Annotated in this window: 14 protein-coding genes; 7 read left to right on the forward strand and 7 right to left on the reverse strand. The window is 71.8% G+C overall.

Annotated features, from left to right (window positions below):
• Positions 1–102: 102 nt before the first annotated feature.
• From HCR68_RS11875 to HCR68_RS14315, 3 genes are all read right to left on the reverse strand, one after another.
• Positions 103–1,545 (reverse strand): flotillin family protein, encoded by a 1,443-nt coding sequence (locus HCR68_RS11875; RefSeq protein WP_167149751.1) that lies wholly within the window; start codon positions 1,543–1,545, stop codon positions 103–105.
• A 122-nt stretch (positions 1,546–1,667) separates the two neighbouring features.
• Positions 1,668–2,171 (reverse strand): nodulation protein NfeD, encoded by a 504-nt coding sequence (locus HCR68_RS11880; protein WP_167149753.1) that lies wholly within the window; start codon positions 2,169–2,171, stop codon positions 1,668–1,670.
• Positions 2,172–2,278: 107 nt separating this feature from the next.
• Entirely contained in the window at positions 2,279–4,459 is a 2,181-nt protein-coding gene (locus HCR68_RS14315; RefSeq protein ID WP_243859087.1) for a hypothetical protein, read from the reverse strand.
• 495 nt (positions 4,460–4,954) lie between these two features.
• Here HCR68_RS14315 and dhaK point away from each other — a divergent pair, with 495 nt between their 5' ends.
• From dhaK to dhaM, 3 genes are all read left to right on the forward strand, one after another.
• Positions 4,955–5,977, forward strand: coding sequence for a dihydroxyacetone kinase subunit DhaK (gene dhaK, locus HCR68_RS11890; protein ID WP_167149755.1), 1,023 nt, complete (start codon positions 4,955–4,957; stop codon positions 5,975–5,977).
• 66 nt (positions 5,978–6,043) lie between these two features.
• Positions 6,044–6,703, forward strand: a complete 660-nt coding sequence (gene dhaL / locus HCR68_RS11895) for a dihydroxyacetone kinase subunit DhaL (RefSeq protein ID WP_167149757.1) — start codon at positions 6,044–6,046, stop codon at positions 6,701–6,703.
• Between the two features lie 23 nt (positions 6,704–6,726).
• The gene (gene dhaM / locus HCR68_RS11900) at positions 6,727–7,188 is read left to right on the forward strand and encodes a dihydroxyacetone kinase phosphoryl donor subunit DhaM (RefSeq protein ID WP_167149766.1); all 462 of its coding nucleotides are present in this window, start codon (positions 6,727–6,729) and stop codon (positions 7,186–7,188) included.
• 27 nt (positions 7,189–7,215) lie between these two features.
• On the opposite strand, the gene HCR68_RS11905 is transcribed toward dhaM, so the two are convergent.
• A complete protein-coding gene (locus tag HCR68_RS11905) occupies positions 7,216–7,884 on the reverse strand; it encodes a TrkA family potassium uptake protein (RefSeq protein ID WP_167149759.1) in 669 nt (222 codons plus the stop codon).
• A 40-nt stretch (positions 7,885–7,924) separates the two neighbouring features.
• Complete coding sequence (locus HCR68_RS11910; RefSeq protein ID WP_167149760.1) at positions 7,925–9,541, reverse strand: MFS transporter; 1,617 nt, start codon at positions 9,539–9,541, stop codon at positions 7,925–7,927.
• Positions 9,542–9,662: 121 nt separating this feature from the next.
• Here HCR68_RS11910 and HCR68_RS11915 point away from each other — a divergent pair, with 121 nt between their 5' ends.
• Positions 9,663–10,349 (forward strand): TetR/AcrR family transcriptional regulator, encoded by a 687-nt coding sequence (locus HCR68_RS11915; protein WP_167149762.1) that lies wholly within the window; start codon positions 9,663–9,665, stop codon positions 10,347–10,349.
• Positions 10,350–10,421: 72 nt separating this feature from the next.
• On the opposite strand, the gene HCR68_RS11920 is transcribed toward HCR68_RS11915, so the two are convergent.
• On the reverse strand, positions 10,422–12,053 hold the full coding sequence (locus HCR68_RS11920) for a potassium transporter TrkG (protein ID WP_167149764.1): 1,632 nt from the start codon (positions 12,051–12,053) through the stop codon (positions 10,422–10,424).
• Positions 12,054–12,319: 266 nt separating this feature from the next.
• On the opposite strand from HCR68_RS11920, the gene HCR68_RS11925 reads away from it, so the two are divergent.
• The 3 genes from HCR68_RS11925 (at position 12,320) to HCR68_RS11935 (ending at position 14,212) form a co-directional block, all read left to right on the forward strand.
• Positions 12,320–12,562: a helix-turn-helix domain-containing protein gene (locus HCR68_RS11925; RefSeq protein WP_009394114.1), complete on the forward strand. Its 243-nt coding sequence runs from the start codon at positions 12,320–12,322 to the stop codon at positions 12,560–12,562.
• A 147-nt stretch (positions 12,563–12,709) separates the two neighbouring features.
• Positions 12,710–12,808: an AURKAIP1/COX24 domain-containing protein gene (locus HCR68_RS11930; protein WP_003792170.1), complete on the forward strand. Its 99-nt coding sequence runs from the start codon at positions 12,710–12,712 to the stop codon at positions 12,806–12,808.
• A gap of 174 nt (positions 12,809–12,982) precedes the next feature.
• Positions 12,983–14,212, forward strand: a complete 1,230-nt coding sequence (locus HCR68_RS11935) for a UDP-N-acetylmuramate dehydrogenase (RefSeq protein ID WP_167149769.1) — start codon at positions 12,983–12,985, stop codon at positions 14,210–14,212.
• Here the strand turns inward: HCR68_RS11935 and HCR68_RS11940 are convergent.
• The coding region (locus HCR68_RS11940) for an integrase core domain-containing protein (RefSeq protein ID WP_167147878.1) at positions 14,209–14,347 on the reverse strand (139 nt) is incomplete at its 5' end. The two genes, HCR68_RS11935 and HCR68_RS11940, sit on opposite strands and share 4 nt — an antisense overlap.

Below are 14,347 nucleotides of genomic sequence, written 5' to 3' on the forward strand. Positions count from 1 at the left end.
TGGGCCCCTGCTCGCGTGAGGGTTCTGTGGCGGGGGCGGGGTAACCGAATGTCGCCCCCCGCCCCCGCGACACGTCCCCGTTCGTCCGGGGCGGGCCGGGCCTCAGCCCTCCCGGTGCTCGACGACGTCGACCGGGGCCTGGCCGCCGTCGCCCTCGGAGGAGTCGGAGTCCGGCAGACGGCCGCCCACCATGTCGGTCAGGCCGGTGCCCACCAGGCTGCGCAGGATGACGTCGAGCTGCTCGACGTTGCTGGCCACGGCCTTGGGCAGCGCGGAGGCGCCCTCGGTGGAGATGATGGACAGGTCGCGCACGCTGGCCAGCGGCTCGCTCAGGGCCCGGGCGATCTCGGGGGCCTTGTCCAGCAGCATCTGGCGGGTGGCGGCCTCGCCGTACTTGGCCAGGGCGTCGGCCTTGTCGCTCATGGCCTTGGCCTCGGCCTCACCGGCGGCGCGGATCGTGTCGGCCTCGGCCTGACCGCGGGCGGCGATGGCCTCCGCCTCGGCACGGGCCCGGGCCGCGGTCGCCTTGGCCTCGGCCTCGGCGCGGGCCACGGTGGCCCGGGCCTGGGCCTCGGAGTCGAGCCGGGTGCGCTCGGCGTCGGCCTCGGCGCGCAGCAGAGCCTCGGTCTTGGAGGCCTGGGCCTCCTGCTCGCGCTGGTAGCGGGCGGCGTCGGCGGGCTTGCGCACCGTGGAGTCCAGCTCGCGCTCGGTCAGGGCCGCCTTGGCCTCGGCGGCCTCCTGGCCGATGATGGCGATCTCGCGCTCCTTGGCGGCGCGGGCGATCGGCCCGGCGGAGTCGGCGTCGGCCTGGGCCTTGTCCGTCTCGGCCTTGAGCTGGGCCTGACGCAGGGACAGGTCGCGCTCGCGCTCGGCGATCTGCTGACGGGAGGTGACCTCGGCGTCGCGGGCCTCGCGCTCGGCGTTGGCCCGGGCGATGCGGGCGTCCTTCTCGACGCGCTGCTGCTCGGGCACGCCCAGGGAGTCGATGTAGCCGCCGGCGTCGGTGATCTCGGAGACCTGGAGCATGTCGATCTCCAGGCCCATATTGGACATGATGCTCTTGGCGTCGTCGAAGACGTTGCGCTGGAGGGCGTCACGGTCGGAGATGAGGTCGGTGACCGTCATGTGCCCGATGATCGAGCGCAGGGAGCCGATGAGCGCCTCACGGGCGGAGTCGGCGATGGCCTGGTCCGTGTTGGGCTTGCCCAGGAAGCGCTTGGCGGCGGCGCGCACCTGCTCGTCGGAGTCGCCCACCTTGACGGCGGCGACGGCGGAGACGCTGACGTTGATCTTGTTCTCGTCCTCGGCGGTGACCTTGAAGCCGATCGTGGTCTGGGTGAAGGGCAGGTACTGGATGGACTGGATGACCGGCAGCACGAAGTCGCGTCCACCGGGGTGGATGATCTTGACCGTGCCCCGGTTCGACCCGGAGATCAGGCCGGTGAGGTTGGCGGGGACGACGACGATCCGGCTGAACAGGTAGGCCATTACCAGCAGCGCGATGATGACGATGATGACGATGGCGCCAATGATCGATGCATCCATGCGGTGTTCCTTTCCTAGCGGGGAGTTGGGACTGAGAAGAGACGGGACGAGTCGGAGGGGGGAGGGGACAGTGGGAACGGGGAACGAGGAGGGTGGGGCGATCGCCGTGACTCGACGGGCGCTCAGCTGTCGATCTGCTCCCAGGGGGTGATGGTGAGGGTGGAGTCCTCGGCGTCGAGCACCCAGGCGCTCTGGCCCGAGCGCAACGGCTCCTCCGAGCGCGCCGGCAGGGTGAGCTGATTGCCGCGCGTGATGGCCCGGACCTCGCCGCTGCCGTCCTTCCACCACAGGACGGTGACCCTCTCACCGATGAGCTCCGCGGCGGTGGGCGGAGCCGTGTCCAGCGGCATGGTCCGCCTGAGGTGGTTCCACAGCCAGCGCGTGACCGCGCCCGAGGCGAGAGCCAGTGTGGTGGGAACGCCCCACACGACGGCCGCCGGCACCTGCATGGAGGCGGAGCCCGACATCGCCGTCATCCCCATGCCGATCGCACCGAACACGGCCACCGGCAGGGCGAGGACCGGCACCATCCCGTCGGGCAGGAAGGCGTCCAGCAACCCGTCGAACAGGACCCCGGCCAGGAGGGTGACGCAGCCGATGATCGCGCACCAGGCGAAGATGCTCACGCCAGTCCCCTTCCGTGGAAGCCCGGCGGCCTCCTGCACTCGGATTCTGCCACGGCGGCGCAAGGTGGGCGCCGAGATGAGATGGGGAGAAGAACCCGGCGGACGGCTCAGGCGCCGCGGGCCCGGGGGAGCTCGGCGGAGTCCTGCAGGGACGGGGGAGTGAAGGACCAGGCGGCCGACGTCGGGGCGGCCGCCCGCGTCGTCGACGGTGCCGACGCAGGCGGACCGGTTGGAACGGTCACGGTGGTCACGGTCTCCTGGGTGCTCGGATCGGTTGCGGGGGTGGGGCCTGCCGGTGCGGCCGTACGGGCCGGGACCGCCGCCGCCCGGTGGGCTCCGACGGTGCTGGCCGGGACGGCTCCGGCTGCGGACACGGCGGAGCTCTGCTCGGCCGGCTCGGGCGCGAGGGGAGCAGACGGCTCGGGAACGGGCAGGCTCGTGTGGCCCGGTACCTGGACGGGCGCCTGAACCGCGCCCTGGGTCGGCATGACTCCGTATCCGTTCGTGTATCCGTCTGTTCGTGCTGCCCTGGCGGCCGGCGCGGACACGGCGGGAGTGGTGGAGACTGTGGAGACTGTGGAGGCCGTGGAGGCTACTGCCTGCTGCGGACCCGTGGGCACCGTGACCGTCTGGGCGGCGACCGCCGTGGCCCTCGCCGCAGAAGCAGTCGGTGGCGTCGACGGAGAGCTCACCCGGGTGCGGGTCGGCCGTGGCTGCGGCTGCGCGGCCTCCCGCTGCGCCGGAGCCGTGGCGTGCGTCGGAGCCGTTGCGGAGGGCGCACCCGATGCCGCCGGTGGAGCGGATGTCGCCGACGTCCCCGGGGCGGCCGGTGCCTGCGGCTCGGCCGCGCGGCCCCTGGTCAGCGCCTCGGGGAAGGCCGGAGCGAAGACGGGCTCGGTCTCCTCGGTGCTGGCCGACGACGTCGAGGTTCCGGCGTCCTGAACCGTTGACGATCTCGTCGATCTCGTCGATGCCGTCGATGCCGTCGATGCCGTCAACGACGGTCCCGAATCCGTCGTGGATGACGGCATCGAGGGTGCCGCTGCCGCGGCAGCCGTTGACGCGGCCCGTACCGCCTCCGGGGCCGCCGCGGCCGCCTGCGTGGACGGACCGGCCTGGGAGACCTGGGAGTGCCGACGTCGCGAGACGCGGCTGGGTGTCGGGTCCTCGAAGACGGGGCGCTGAGCCTCGGGCGCGCGGCGGCTTGTCGGGCTCGTGGGGCGGGACACCGCGGAGGCCGCAGCAGAGGTCACGGCGGAAACCTCATCGGCCGCTACGTACGAGCCTCGACGTCCCGGGGTGAGGGGGGCCCACACGATGTCGGAGGAGTCGGGCAGTGCGGGGCCTGCCGCCGGTGCCCCGGCCGGTGATCCCGTCATTGTCCTCGCCGCCGGCGCGGCCGCCCCAGCCGCCCCAGCCGTCCCAGCCGCCGCTGTCGCGGCCTCCCGCGCCACACGGCTCCGCGCCCGTCGTGAGCGCCGTCGGGGAGCCCCGGTGACGGTGCGGGCGGTGCTCGGGGTGCTTGCGGGGCCCGCGGATCCGATGGACTCGGGCAGGCCGGTGGAGCCCGCGGGCTCAGCGGGGGCCGGGTAGTCGGCGAACCTGGCGATGTGGTCGAGGTCGTAGTGGGTCGGGTCCTGGCCGGCGTTGCGCAGCACGTCCTCCAGGGGACTCAGCAGGGCCAGCCGAAAGGCGGGATCGACGCAGCGCGCGTTGACCGCGCCCCAGATCTGGTCGGCGGTCAGGGACTCCTCGGAGGAGCCCAGGTCGTTGCGGATCGCGGTGACCAGGTCGGACTCCAGGCGCGCGTAGGCCATGGCGTAGGCGCTGGGCCACGGCGCCTCGGGCCTCTGGGTGCGCAGGAGGGCGAAGTTCCGCAGCGCCCGCAGCACCTCGTCCGAGCCGCCCACGAGCGCCCCCACCCGCAGGCGATCCAGCGCCTCATTCTTCATCGTCCCCGTGCTCTCTGGGCCCAGCAGGTGCTTGGAGTCCTCGACGACCTCCCGCAGGAAGACCCGGTAGGCGGCGACGCTGTCGGGCGTCGTGCGCTCCTTGGTCATGGAGCGCAGCCGCTCGGCGGCGTGACGCGCCGCCAGCCGGGCCGAGCTCGCCTCGGACTGGACCTCGTTGATCCGCGAGATGCTGGCCCGGGATATCCGCGAGGCCTCCTTGAGGGCCAGGTCCGCGTGCGCCGTCGAGCGCCGTGCGGCGAAGACGGCGGCAACGGCGACCAGGATGGCGACACCGGCTGCGATGGAGGCCACGACAGCGACAACGGACAGATCCATGTGCCTATCCTGCCCGGAATCGGCTCGATGGTGCCGCGAAAAAAGGGGCTCCCCAGATAGTCCCCAGAATCTCTGCGGGCGACGCCCAGACAAGATGGTGGTTGCGCTCACATTGCGCAAGGAGGGCGCGAGCGCCCTTCAGGACCGTGCCGAGGAGCCCGCCTCGGCGCGGCCGCGTGCCATCGGCGACGTATCTTCGTGGCGGCGACTGCGTTTCCTCGCAGGTGACTGTGCTCGGGCCCCAGTCATTTGCCGGAAAACGCAGTCCTGGTCGGAGAAGGACGTCCTCGATCATGCCTGGGACAGCCTTATCCGCCCCTGGGCAGGACGGGCCGGTCCCGCTCGGGTCCGACGCCGGAGACCGGCCGAAGCCGGTTCGCCGAACAGCGCATTCGTGCCTCCAGGACCGCCATGACCTGCACCGATGTGCACGGGCCGGGACCCCTGGGACCTCTGGCGGTACGCGGCGCCCCGCGGCGCGGTAGCGTCAGCGTCATGAAGAAACTCATCAACTCCGTTGACAGCGTGGTCACGGACGCCCTGCGGGGCATGGCCGCGGCCCACCCCCACGAGCTCGACGTCGACCTCGACCAGCACATCGTCTACCGCCGCAGGCGTAAGGAGAAGGGCAAGGTCGCCATCATCTCCGGAGGCGGCAGCGGGCACGAGCCCCTCCACGGCGGCTTCGTGGGCACCGGCATGCTCGACGCCGCCTGCGCCGGCGAGATCTTCACCTCCCCGGTCCCCGACCAGGTGGTCGCGGCCACCGCCGCCGTCGACCGCGGTGCCGGCGTGCTGCACATCGTCAAGAACTACACCGGCGACGTCATGAACTTCGAGATGGCCGCCGAGATCGTCGACGCCGACTCCGGCATCCAGGTCGCCAGCGTGGTCACCAATGACGACGTCGCCGTCGAGGACTCCCTCTACACCGCCGGACGGCGCGGCGTGGGCGTGACCGTCATGGTGGAGAAGATCGCCGGCGCCGCAGCGGAGGAGGGCCGCCCGCTGGACGAGGTCGCCGGGATCGCCGAGCGCGTCAACGCCGCCGGCCGCTCCATGGGCATGGCCCTGACCTCCTGCACCGTCCCGGCCAACGGCAAGCCCTCCTTCGACCTGCCTGCCGACGAGATGGAGATCGGCATCGGCATCCACGGCGAGCCCGGCCGCCACCGCGAGAAGGTCGCCGGCGCCGCCGAGGTCGCCGAGCGCCTCGTCACCCCCGTCCTGGCCGAGCTGACCGAGCTGGAGACGCCCGCCGCCGGCCCCGACGAGGGCGTCATCGCCATGGTCAACGGCATGGGGGCCACCCCGCTGCTCGAGCTCTACCTCATGTACGGCGAGATCGCCCGCCTGCTGGAGGCGGCCGGGATCACGGTGGCCCGCAACCTCGTGGGCAACTACATCACCAGCCTCGACATGGCCGGCTGCTCCCTGACCCTGGTGCGCGCCGACGCCGAGCTGCTGCGTCTGTGGGACGCGCCCGTGAGCACCCCCGGCCTGCGCTGGGGCGTGTGAGGGCCTGGCACAATCGGGGTGCCCGCGGTGACTGCGGGTGCCCGAGGGAACTGAAGGAGGAATGACATGACAGGAGACGCGGGATCCGTCCGTCGGGCGCTGAACGTGGCGGATCTGGAGGCGTGGGTGCGTCGCAGCGCCGAGCTCATCGCCGAGCACGCCGATGAGCTCACCGACCTGGACGCCGCCATCGGCGACGCCGACCACGGCGCCAACATGAAGCGCGGCCTGAGCGCCGCGGCCGCCACGGTGGAGGCCGGCTCCTTCACGGGCGCCGACGCGCTGCTCAAGAAGGTTGGCATGACCCTGGTCTCCACCGTCGGGGGCGCCTCCGGGCCCCTGTACGGAACCTTCTTCCTGCGCACCGGGGGCGCCCTGTCGGGCAGGGACAGTATTGACGCCGAGGTCCTCGCGGACGCCTTGGAGGCCGGGATCGGCGGCATCGCCGCGCGCGGCCGTGCCACCGCGGGGGAGAAGACCATGCTCGACGCCTGGAGCCCGGCCCTGGAGGCGCTGCGCTCCCACCCCGGCGACCTCGCCGCGGGTGTGGCCGCCGCCGCGCAGGCCGCGGCCCGGGGTCGCGATGCCACCGAGCCGATGGTGGCCACCAAGGGACGGGCCTCCTACCTGGGACAGCGCTCGGCGGGTCACATCGATCCGGGAGCCGCTTCCACGGCCCTGCTCCTGGCCGCCCTCGACGACGTCGTCGCCGGGAGAACGGTGTGATCCCGGTGAGTGCTGCGTCCCCGGTGGACTCTCAGCCGAGGCGGCCGGGTGGCGCAGCAGGCGGCGCCGGCAGTGTCGGCATCGTCCTGGTCTCCCACTCCCGAGCCCTGGCCGAGGCCGCCCTCGACCTGGTCCGCCGACTCATCGTGTCCGTCGACGTCCCCGTCGAGCTGGCCGCAGGACTCGCCGACGGCGCGCTGGGCACCGACCCCGGGGCCGTCGTCGACGCCGTCGAGCGGCTCACCGCCCGTTGCGAGGGGGTCCTGGTCCTGGCGGACCTGGGCAGCGGAATCATGAGCGCGGAGATGGCCCTTGAGATGCTCGACCCGGCCGTGGCCGGGAGGACGCGCCTGTCCGCGGCGCCCTTCGTCGAGGGGCTGCTCGGCGCCTACGGGGCCGCCGGGATCGGTAAGGACCTCTCAGCGGTGGCCGCCGAGGCCGACGGCGCCGCCGAGGCCAAGCGCTCCCAGGTCACCGCCGTCTGATGCCGCGCGTGAGCCGCACCGAGCGGCTCACGCGCGGTTGGCGAAGCGCTCCAGGAGGGCGGCGTCCCCGCCGACGACGAGCACGTCCTCGGCTGAGACCAGCGTGTCCGGGGTGGCGTACTCGAAGGGCTCGCCCGGGCTCATGAGGCCGAAGACCGTCACCCCGTAGCGCGAGCGCACCTTGGACTGGCCGATGGTGAAGCCGTGCAGCTCCGTGGGCGGACGCATCTTGACGATGGTGAAGCCGCCCTTCTCCATCTCGATGTAGTCGAGCATGCGGCCCGAGACGAGGTGGGCGGCGCGCTGGCCGGCGTCGAACTCGGGGTAGACGACGTGGTGGGCGCCGATGCGCCGCAGGATGCGACCGTGGGCGCGGGAGATGGCCTTGGCCCAGATCTGGGGGGTCTCCAGGTCCACCAGGTTGCCGGTGATGAGGACGGAGGCCTCCAGGGAGGTCGCCACCCCCACGACCGCCGTGCCGAACTCGGTGGCGCCCAGCTGCTCGAGGGCCTCCACGTCCGTGGCGTCGGCCTCCACCAGCGGGATGCGCCCGGTCCACTGGCGCACGACCGCGGGGTTGGCCTCCACGGCCAGGACCTCGCGCCCCAGGCGGTCCAGGGTGGCGGCGACGGCGGAGCCGAAGCGCCCCAGCCCGATGACGAGCGTGGAGTCGGTGCGCGAGGGCGGGGCGGGCATGAGGTCTCCTGAGGTCGGCCGTGGGACGCTGGCTCCTACGCTACCGCGTGCGGCGACGGTGAACGCTCAGGCCGATCCCGCAGGCCACCAGCACCGCCGCGGCCCCGGCCAGGATCCAGGCCATCATCGTGAAGCCGCCGGCGTAGGCCTCGATCTGGGCCCGGTCGATGAGCTGGGCCCTGAGAGCCTCGACGATCTGCATGCCGGCGGGCGACTGCGGCAGGGCCTGGGCCCGCATCATCGCCTCCGTGGCGGCGGCCCTGACCTCCTCGGCGTGGTCGGCCACGTAGTCCTCGGCGTGCTGGGTGGCGTAGGAGGTCATGAGCGCGACCCCGAAGGACCCGCCGATCTGCTGCGCGGCGCTCAGGATCGCCGAGGCCAGCCCCGTCCGCCTGGCGTCGACCCCGCGCGTGCCGGAGTTGAAGGTGACCGGCATCGTCAGCCCCAGGCCGATGCCGAAGACGATGAGACCGGGCAGGGCCACCTCGGTGTAGGTCGACTCCGTCGTCATGCGCGAGAGGATGAGGAAGGAGCCGGTCAGAACCGCCAGCCCCAGCGGCAGGGTCCCGCGAGCCCCGAGCCTGGGCACGATGACGCGCCCGGCCGGGATGGCGGTGGCCACCAGGGCGGCGACCATCGGCAGGAAGACCACCCCGCTCTTGAACGGCGAGTAACCGAAGTGATTCTGCATGTAGTAGGTCAGGTAGATGATCGCCCCCATCTGGGCGGCACCGGCGATGAACTGCGTGGCGTAGGAGGCCGCGCGCACCGGCATCGCCATCATCGACAGCGGCAGTACCGGGCGGCTCGCGAAGCGCTCGCGGATGACGAACAGCACCGCGGCGATGACGCCGACGGCCAGCCAGGTGACGGTCGACGTCGAGGTCCAGGAGGTCTGCTGGGCCCGGTCGAGCCCGTAGACGGCGCTGAAGCAGGCGCCGCAGCCCAGGACGAGGCCGGAGAGGTCATCGGTGATGCGCGAGGCGTGGTCGCGCTGGTCGGCCGGGGGCAGGCTGCGCTGGCCGATGAGCAGGGCCGCGGCGGCGATGAGGATGTTGACGTACAGCGCCCAGCGCCAGCTGAGCCAGTCGGTCAGGGCGCCGCCCAGAAGCAGCCCCACGGCCGCGCCCAGGCCACCGGTGGCGCCGAAGATCGCGAAGACCCGCTCGCGCTCGGTGCGCTCGGTGAAGGTGACGTTGAGCAGTGACTGCGAGGTGGGGGCCAGCAGGGCCCCGAAGCAGCCCTGGGCCACCCGGGAGACCAGTAGCACCGGGAAGGACGTCGCCATCCCCGCCGCCAGGCTGGCCACGGCGAAGCCCACCAGGCCCACCTGGTAGGAGCGGCGGATCCCCACCACGGCGCAGAGCCTGCCGCCGAAGAGCACCAGGCCCCCGAAGGCCAGGCTGTAGCCGGTGACCGTCCACGGGCTCTCGGACAGGGACATCCCCAGGTCCTCCTGCATCCGCGGCAGGGCGATCGCGATGATCGTCAGGTCCAGGACGATCATCAGCTGGGTGAGGACGGCGCTGACCATGACCGCGCGACGGTTGGGCCGCCGCGCCGGCTCCAGCGCCCTCGTCGCCGACGTCGTCGGGGTCGCCTCCTGCTGTGTCGGTTCGGTCCGCTCCTTGGGAGCGGAGGACGAGGTGGAAGTCATCGAAAGCCTCCATATCAAAATGATCGTTTTCGTTTGTGCTTGGGAGTCTAGAAGCGTCGCGATCCGCAGTCAACAACGATCGTTTCGATTTGGAGTGTCCTGCGTCGCCTATCCTGGGTGCATGCCACGAGTGACCGCCGCCCACCGGGAGCGCCAGAGCGCCCGCATCCTGCGGGCCGCCGAGGAGTGCTTCGCACGCAGCGGCTTCCAGGCCACCTCCATGGACGAGATCATCGCCGCGGCCGGAATGTCATCGTCGACCGTCTACCGCTACTTCCCCGAGGGCAAGCGCTCCCTCATGCGCGAGGTCCTGGCCCGGCGGATGGGCCCGCTCATGGAACGGATCAAGCAGATCGCCGAGTCCGAGGACCCGCCCGATTTCGAGCGGGGCTTCATCGAGGCACTCGTCCTGCTCAACTACGAGCAGGACGGCGACGCCGTCACCCCGGGGGCCGGCTCTGCCTCGGACCGGCGGGCCGGCGCTGCCAAGGGTTCCGACGACGTCGGCCTGAGCTCCTGGGCACCACTGGCCTACCACGCCTGGGGGGAGCTGACCCGCGACCCCGAGATGCACTCCATGGTCCGGGAGAACTACGACGACATCCGCGCTGGCCTCGCCCGCCTGTGCCGCAACGGACAGAGAGCGGGAACGATCTCCAGCCGCCTGAGCCCCGAGCAGCTGGCCTCCCTCATCCAGAGCGTCTCCTTCGGCCTCATCGTCGAGCAGCTCATCACCGGCCGCGCGGACGTCGAGAGCGCCGCCGAGACCCTCGGACAGCTGCTCGCCCCTGAGAAGCCGCGATCCTGACCGGCCCGGGCGCATCCTGCCGGCGGCCCGCCGGTCGCCGAGCCGGGCCCGGACGCGGGCCGGTGGAGGCGGCTAACCGATCATCGGGCTGGCCTCGGGCATGCGGATGACGCGGCGTCGCTCGCGCAGGGCCAGGGCGCTGGCCGCCGTCATGGTGCCCACGCGCCCGACGAACATGAGCGCCACGATGACGTACTTGGCGCTCGCGGGCAGGGTGGGGGTGATGCCCGTGGACAGGCCCACGGTCGCGAAGGCGCTGATGACCTCGAACAGGATGCGGTCCAGGGACAGGTCCGTCAGCTGCAGCAGCAGGAGCGTGGAGATCCCGACGATGCTCGCGCCGATGAAGGCCACCGCCACGCTCAGGCGCACGGTCGAGGGCGTGATCCGCCGCCCGAAGGCCTCGATGTCCTGGTCCCCGCGGGCCTCGGCGAAGATCGCCAGGATGAGGACCGCGAAGGTCGTCACCTTGATGCCGCCGGCCGTCGAGGCCGACCCGCCGCCGACGAACATGAGAGCGTCCTGGAGGAACCAGGTGGCCTCGTGCATGTGCTCGGGCGGGATCGTGGACAGGCCCGAGGAGCGGGCGTTGACGCCGTTGATGAGCGCCGTGAGGATCTTGCCGCTCGTGGGCAGCGCCCCGTAGGTGAGCGGGTTGGTCCACTCGAAGGTCGCGATGGCGACGGTCGAGGCGACGGTCAGGGCCAGGTAGGTGGTCAGGGTCAGCTTCGTGTGCAGGCTCCACGTCCGGGGCCTGCGCCGGTGGCCCACGATGTCCAGGATGACGGGAAAGCCGACGGCGCCCACGAAGGACCCCAGGATGATCGGCAGCCCGATCCACCAGTCGGTGGCGTAGGCCTCCAGTCCGCCCTGGGGCATGATGACGAAGCCGGCATTGTTGAAGATCGACAGCCCCATGAAGGCCGCGTACCACAGGGCGTGCCCCAGGTCGAGGCCGTGGTTGAGGAACCGGGGCAGCAGCATGAGGGTGAGGACGAGCTCGCAGCCCGCGGCCGTGTAGATGACGGCGCGCAGGAGCTTGCCGACATCGCCCAGACGCGACTTGTTCTCCGAGGCCGCCAGCATCCGCTGGGTCAGGCCCACGTACCGGGAGACCGCCAGGGAGAGCAGTGAGGCCAGGGTCATGATGCCCAGTCCTCCCATGGCGGCGGCCAGGATGATGACGACGTGGCCGAAGGTGGACCAGTAGGTCGCCGTGTCCACGATCGTCAGGCCGGTGACGCATACGGCCGACGTCGCTGTGAACAGGGCGTCGAGGAAGCTCGCCCGCTGACCGCTGGCGGTGGCGATGGGCAGGCTGAGCAGCCCCGTCACCACGACGATGATCCCGGCGAAGACGACGACGGCCAGTCTCGCCGGGAAGTACTTGGCCGCCCTCTCGAGCCGGTCGTGGATACCGATGCGCCGGATCAGGCCGAACAGTCCGCGGGGCTCGGTGCTGGGAGGCGGGGGCTGGCGGACGACGGGCTGCGGACCGGCGTCGTCGGCGCCCTTCGCCTCGGAGGGACGCTTGCCTCTCCGCTTCCACGGACGGCCGACGACGCCCACGAGCGGGGCGTGCCAGTGCGCCTGGCGTCGCCTGCCGGTGTGGGGCCCGCGCTCGGACCCGTTGCGCGATCCGCTGTGGGATCCGCTGCGGGGCTCCGGCTCGTCTGCGGTGTCTGTCTGGGGCACGGTCGCCATTGTGGTCCTGTCCGCGTGGCTTCGTCACGTTCTCCGGCGTCGGGGCCGGGTGTGTCAGGGGCCGCCCGGATATCTGGGCGATGGTGACCGGGGTGGTTTGCAGACGTATAACTGAGGTTGCACCAGCGAAAATTGATGCCCCAGTGTGAAATGCGACGCGTGTGGCGATTGGGGTCCGATAAATCCTGTGCGATGGCTGGTGCGGGGATATATTGGCGGTGTTCCTGCCCCGACGGGGCCACCCGCGACGAACGGACCTCAAGCTCATGGCACCGGGCCTTCCCACTTCCCCCAGCGCCTCCGGCGCCCCCTCGTTCCTCACCGTGGCCGAGGTGGCGGCGATGCTGCGCGTGTCCAAGATGACCGTCTACCGGATGGTGCACTCCGGCGACCTCCCCGCGATGCAGGTCGGCCGCTCCTTCCGCGTCCCCGAGCGCGCCGTTCACGACTACCTGGCCGCCGGCCTGGGTGACTGGGGCCACGACGCGTCGGAGGCATCCGGGTCCTAGGACCCGCTAGACTCAGGCGGTCACCTGCGTGGTCGGCCGCTGAGCCTCACGCGCCGACCAACCGCCCCATGGCATAACCCTCGCCGGCCTGCCTCGGCCCGCAGGGAGGGTCTGCGGGCACCACGAAGCGAACTGCGAGGAGATCTCATGGGATCCGTCATCAAGAAGCGCCGCAAGCGCATGGCCAAGAAGAAGCACCGCAAGCTGCTTCGCAAGACGCGCCACCAGCGTCGCAACAAGAAGTGAGGCGAGCGGCCCGTCCGCGCCTCGGGGCTCCGTGCACACCGCCGGTGTGAGCGGGGCCCTGCTTGTCTCTCATGAGGAACTGACCAGGAAGAGCGGAGACCTCCGTTGACCAACGCCCCCGATGACCCCACCTCCGTTGAGACGCCGACCGAAGCGACGCTCGCGTCGTCGAACCTGCCGCAGCCGGCGGAGGGCGACTGCACCGTCCCGCTGAGCTCCGACGTCGACCCGTCCGCCTGGCCCGCCCCCGTCCAGGCCCTGGCGCACGCACCCGGCACGGGTGCCCGACCGACCAGCCTGGCCGAGCTGACCACCCTGCGCGTGGGCGGCCCCGTGGGTACCTACGTCGAGGCCACCACCCAGAGCGAGCTGACCGAGGCGATCCGCGAGGCCGACGCCGCCGGCACCCCTGTCCTGGTCATCGGCGGCGGCTCGAACATCATGGCCTCCGACGCCGGCTTCGACGGACTCGTCATCCGCGACGCCCGCGCCGAGGTCTCACTCGTCTCGGACTCGATGTGCGGCGGCGTCGAGATCACGGCCACCGCCGGCACCACCTGGGACGACCTGGTGCGCGAGGCCATCGCCAGCCAGTGGGCCGGGTTCGCGCCCCTGTCGGGGATCCCCGGCACGGTCGGGGCCGCCCCCGTGCAGAACATCGGGGCCTACGGCGCCGAGGTCGCCGAGCTCATCGCCAGCGTGCGGGCCTGGGACCGGCTGCGCAACCGGGTCGTCTGGCTGGCCCTGGGCGAGCTGGGCCTGGCCTACCGCGACTCCCGACTCAAGCAGTCCCTGACCGACGCCGAGGTCGGCGGCGGGCGCCTGTGGGGGCCGACCGGACGCTGGGTGGTCCTCGACGCCACCTTCGCCGTGCGCCAGGGCTCCCTGTCCTCCCGGGTGGCCTACTCCCAGCTGGCCGGCGCCCTCGGCGTCGAGCTGGGCGAGCGCGTCCCCGAGCGCGAGCTGCGCGAGGCGGTTCTCGAGCTGCGCCGCTCCAAGGGGATGGTCCTGGACGGCACCGACCATGACACCTGGTCGGCCGGGTCCTTCTTCACCAACCCGATCCTGACCACGGCCCAGGCCGAGAGCCTGCCCGAGGACGCCCCCCGCTTCCCGGTCACCGACCACTCCCAGGTGGTGATCGGCACCAAGGAGGCCCCCGTCGTCGAGGGCCTGGTCAAGACCAGCGCCGCCTGGCTCATCGACCACGCCGGCTTCACCAAGGGCTTCAGCGTGGAGCCCGGGGCGCCGGCCGGGCTGTCCACCAAGCACGTCCTGGCCCTGACCAATCGGGGCGGGGCCACCGGGGCGGACCTGGCGCGGCTGCGCGACGCGGTCGTGGCCGGCGTCCGCGAGCGCTACGGCGTCACCCTCGTGCCCGAGCCCGTTCAGGTCGGCTTCTAGGTGTACTTCCCTGTGAGGTTGTGAACGCGGCTGGCGGGGGTTTGGCCGTTCAGGGCGGTGTGGGGTCGGTGGTGATTGTAGTGGTGGAGCCAGGTCTGGTAGGCGGCCTCGCGCTGGGTCTGGCTGGTGTAGGTG

The organism is Actinomyces sp. ZJ308 (genome assembly GCF_011752065.1).
Lineage (GTDB): Bacteria > Actinomycetota > Actinomycetes > Actinomycetales > Actinomycetaceae > Actinomyces.

Bases quoted from the DNA above. Each gene is read 5' to 3' on its own strand.
- HCR68_RS11875 (WP_167149751.1), bottom strand. From the start codon at position 1,545: ATGGATGCATCGATCATTGGCGCCATCGTCATCATCGTCATCATCGCG.
- HCR68_RS14315 (WP_243859087.1), bottom strand. From the start codon at position 4,459: ATGGATCTGTCCGTTGTCGCTGTCGTGGCCTCCATCGCAGCCGGTGTC.
- dhaK (WP_167149755.1), top strand. From the start codon at position 4,955: ATGAAGAAACTCATCAACTCCGTTGACAGCGTGGTCACGGACGCCCTG.
- dhaL (WP_167149757.1), top strand. From the start codon at position 6,044: ATGACAGGAGACGCGGGATCCGTCCGTCGGGCGCTGAACGTGGCGGAT.
- HCR68_RS11905 (WP_167149759.1), bottom strand. From the start codon at position 7,884: ATGCCCGCCCCGCCCTCGCGCACCGACTCCACGCTCGTCATCGGGCTG.
- HCR68_RS11910 (WP_167149760.1), bottom strand. From the start codon at position 9,541: ATGACTTCCACCTCGTCCTCCGCTCCCAAGGAGCGGACCGAACCGACA.
- HCR68_RS11915 (WP_167149762.1), top strand. From the start codon at position 9,663: ATGCCACGAGTGACCGCCGCCCACCGGGAGCGCCAGAGCGCCCGCATC.
- HCR68_RS11920 (WP_167149764.1), bottom strand. From the start codon at position 12,053: ATGGCGACCGTGCCCCAGACAGACACCGCAGACGAGCCGGAGCCCCGC.
- HCR68_RS11925 (WP_009394114.1), top strand. From the start codon at position 12,320: ATGGCACCGGGCCTTCCCACTTCCCCCAGCGCCTCCGGCGCCCCCTCG.
- HCR68_RS11930 (WP_003792170.1), top strand. From the start codon at position 12,710: ATGGGATCCGTCATCAAGAAGCGCCGCAAGCGCATGGCCAAGAAGAAG.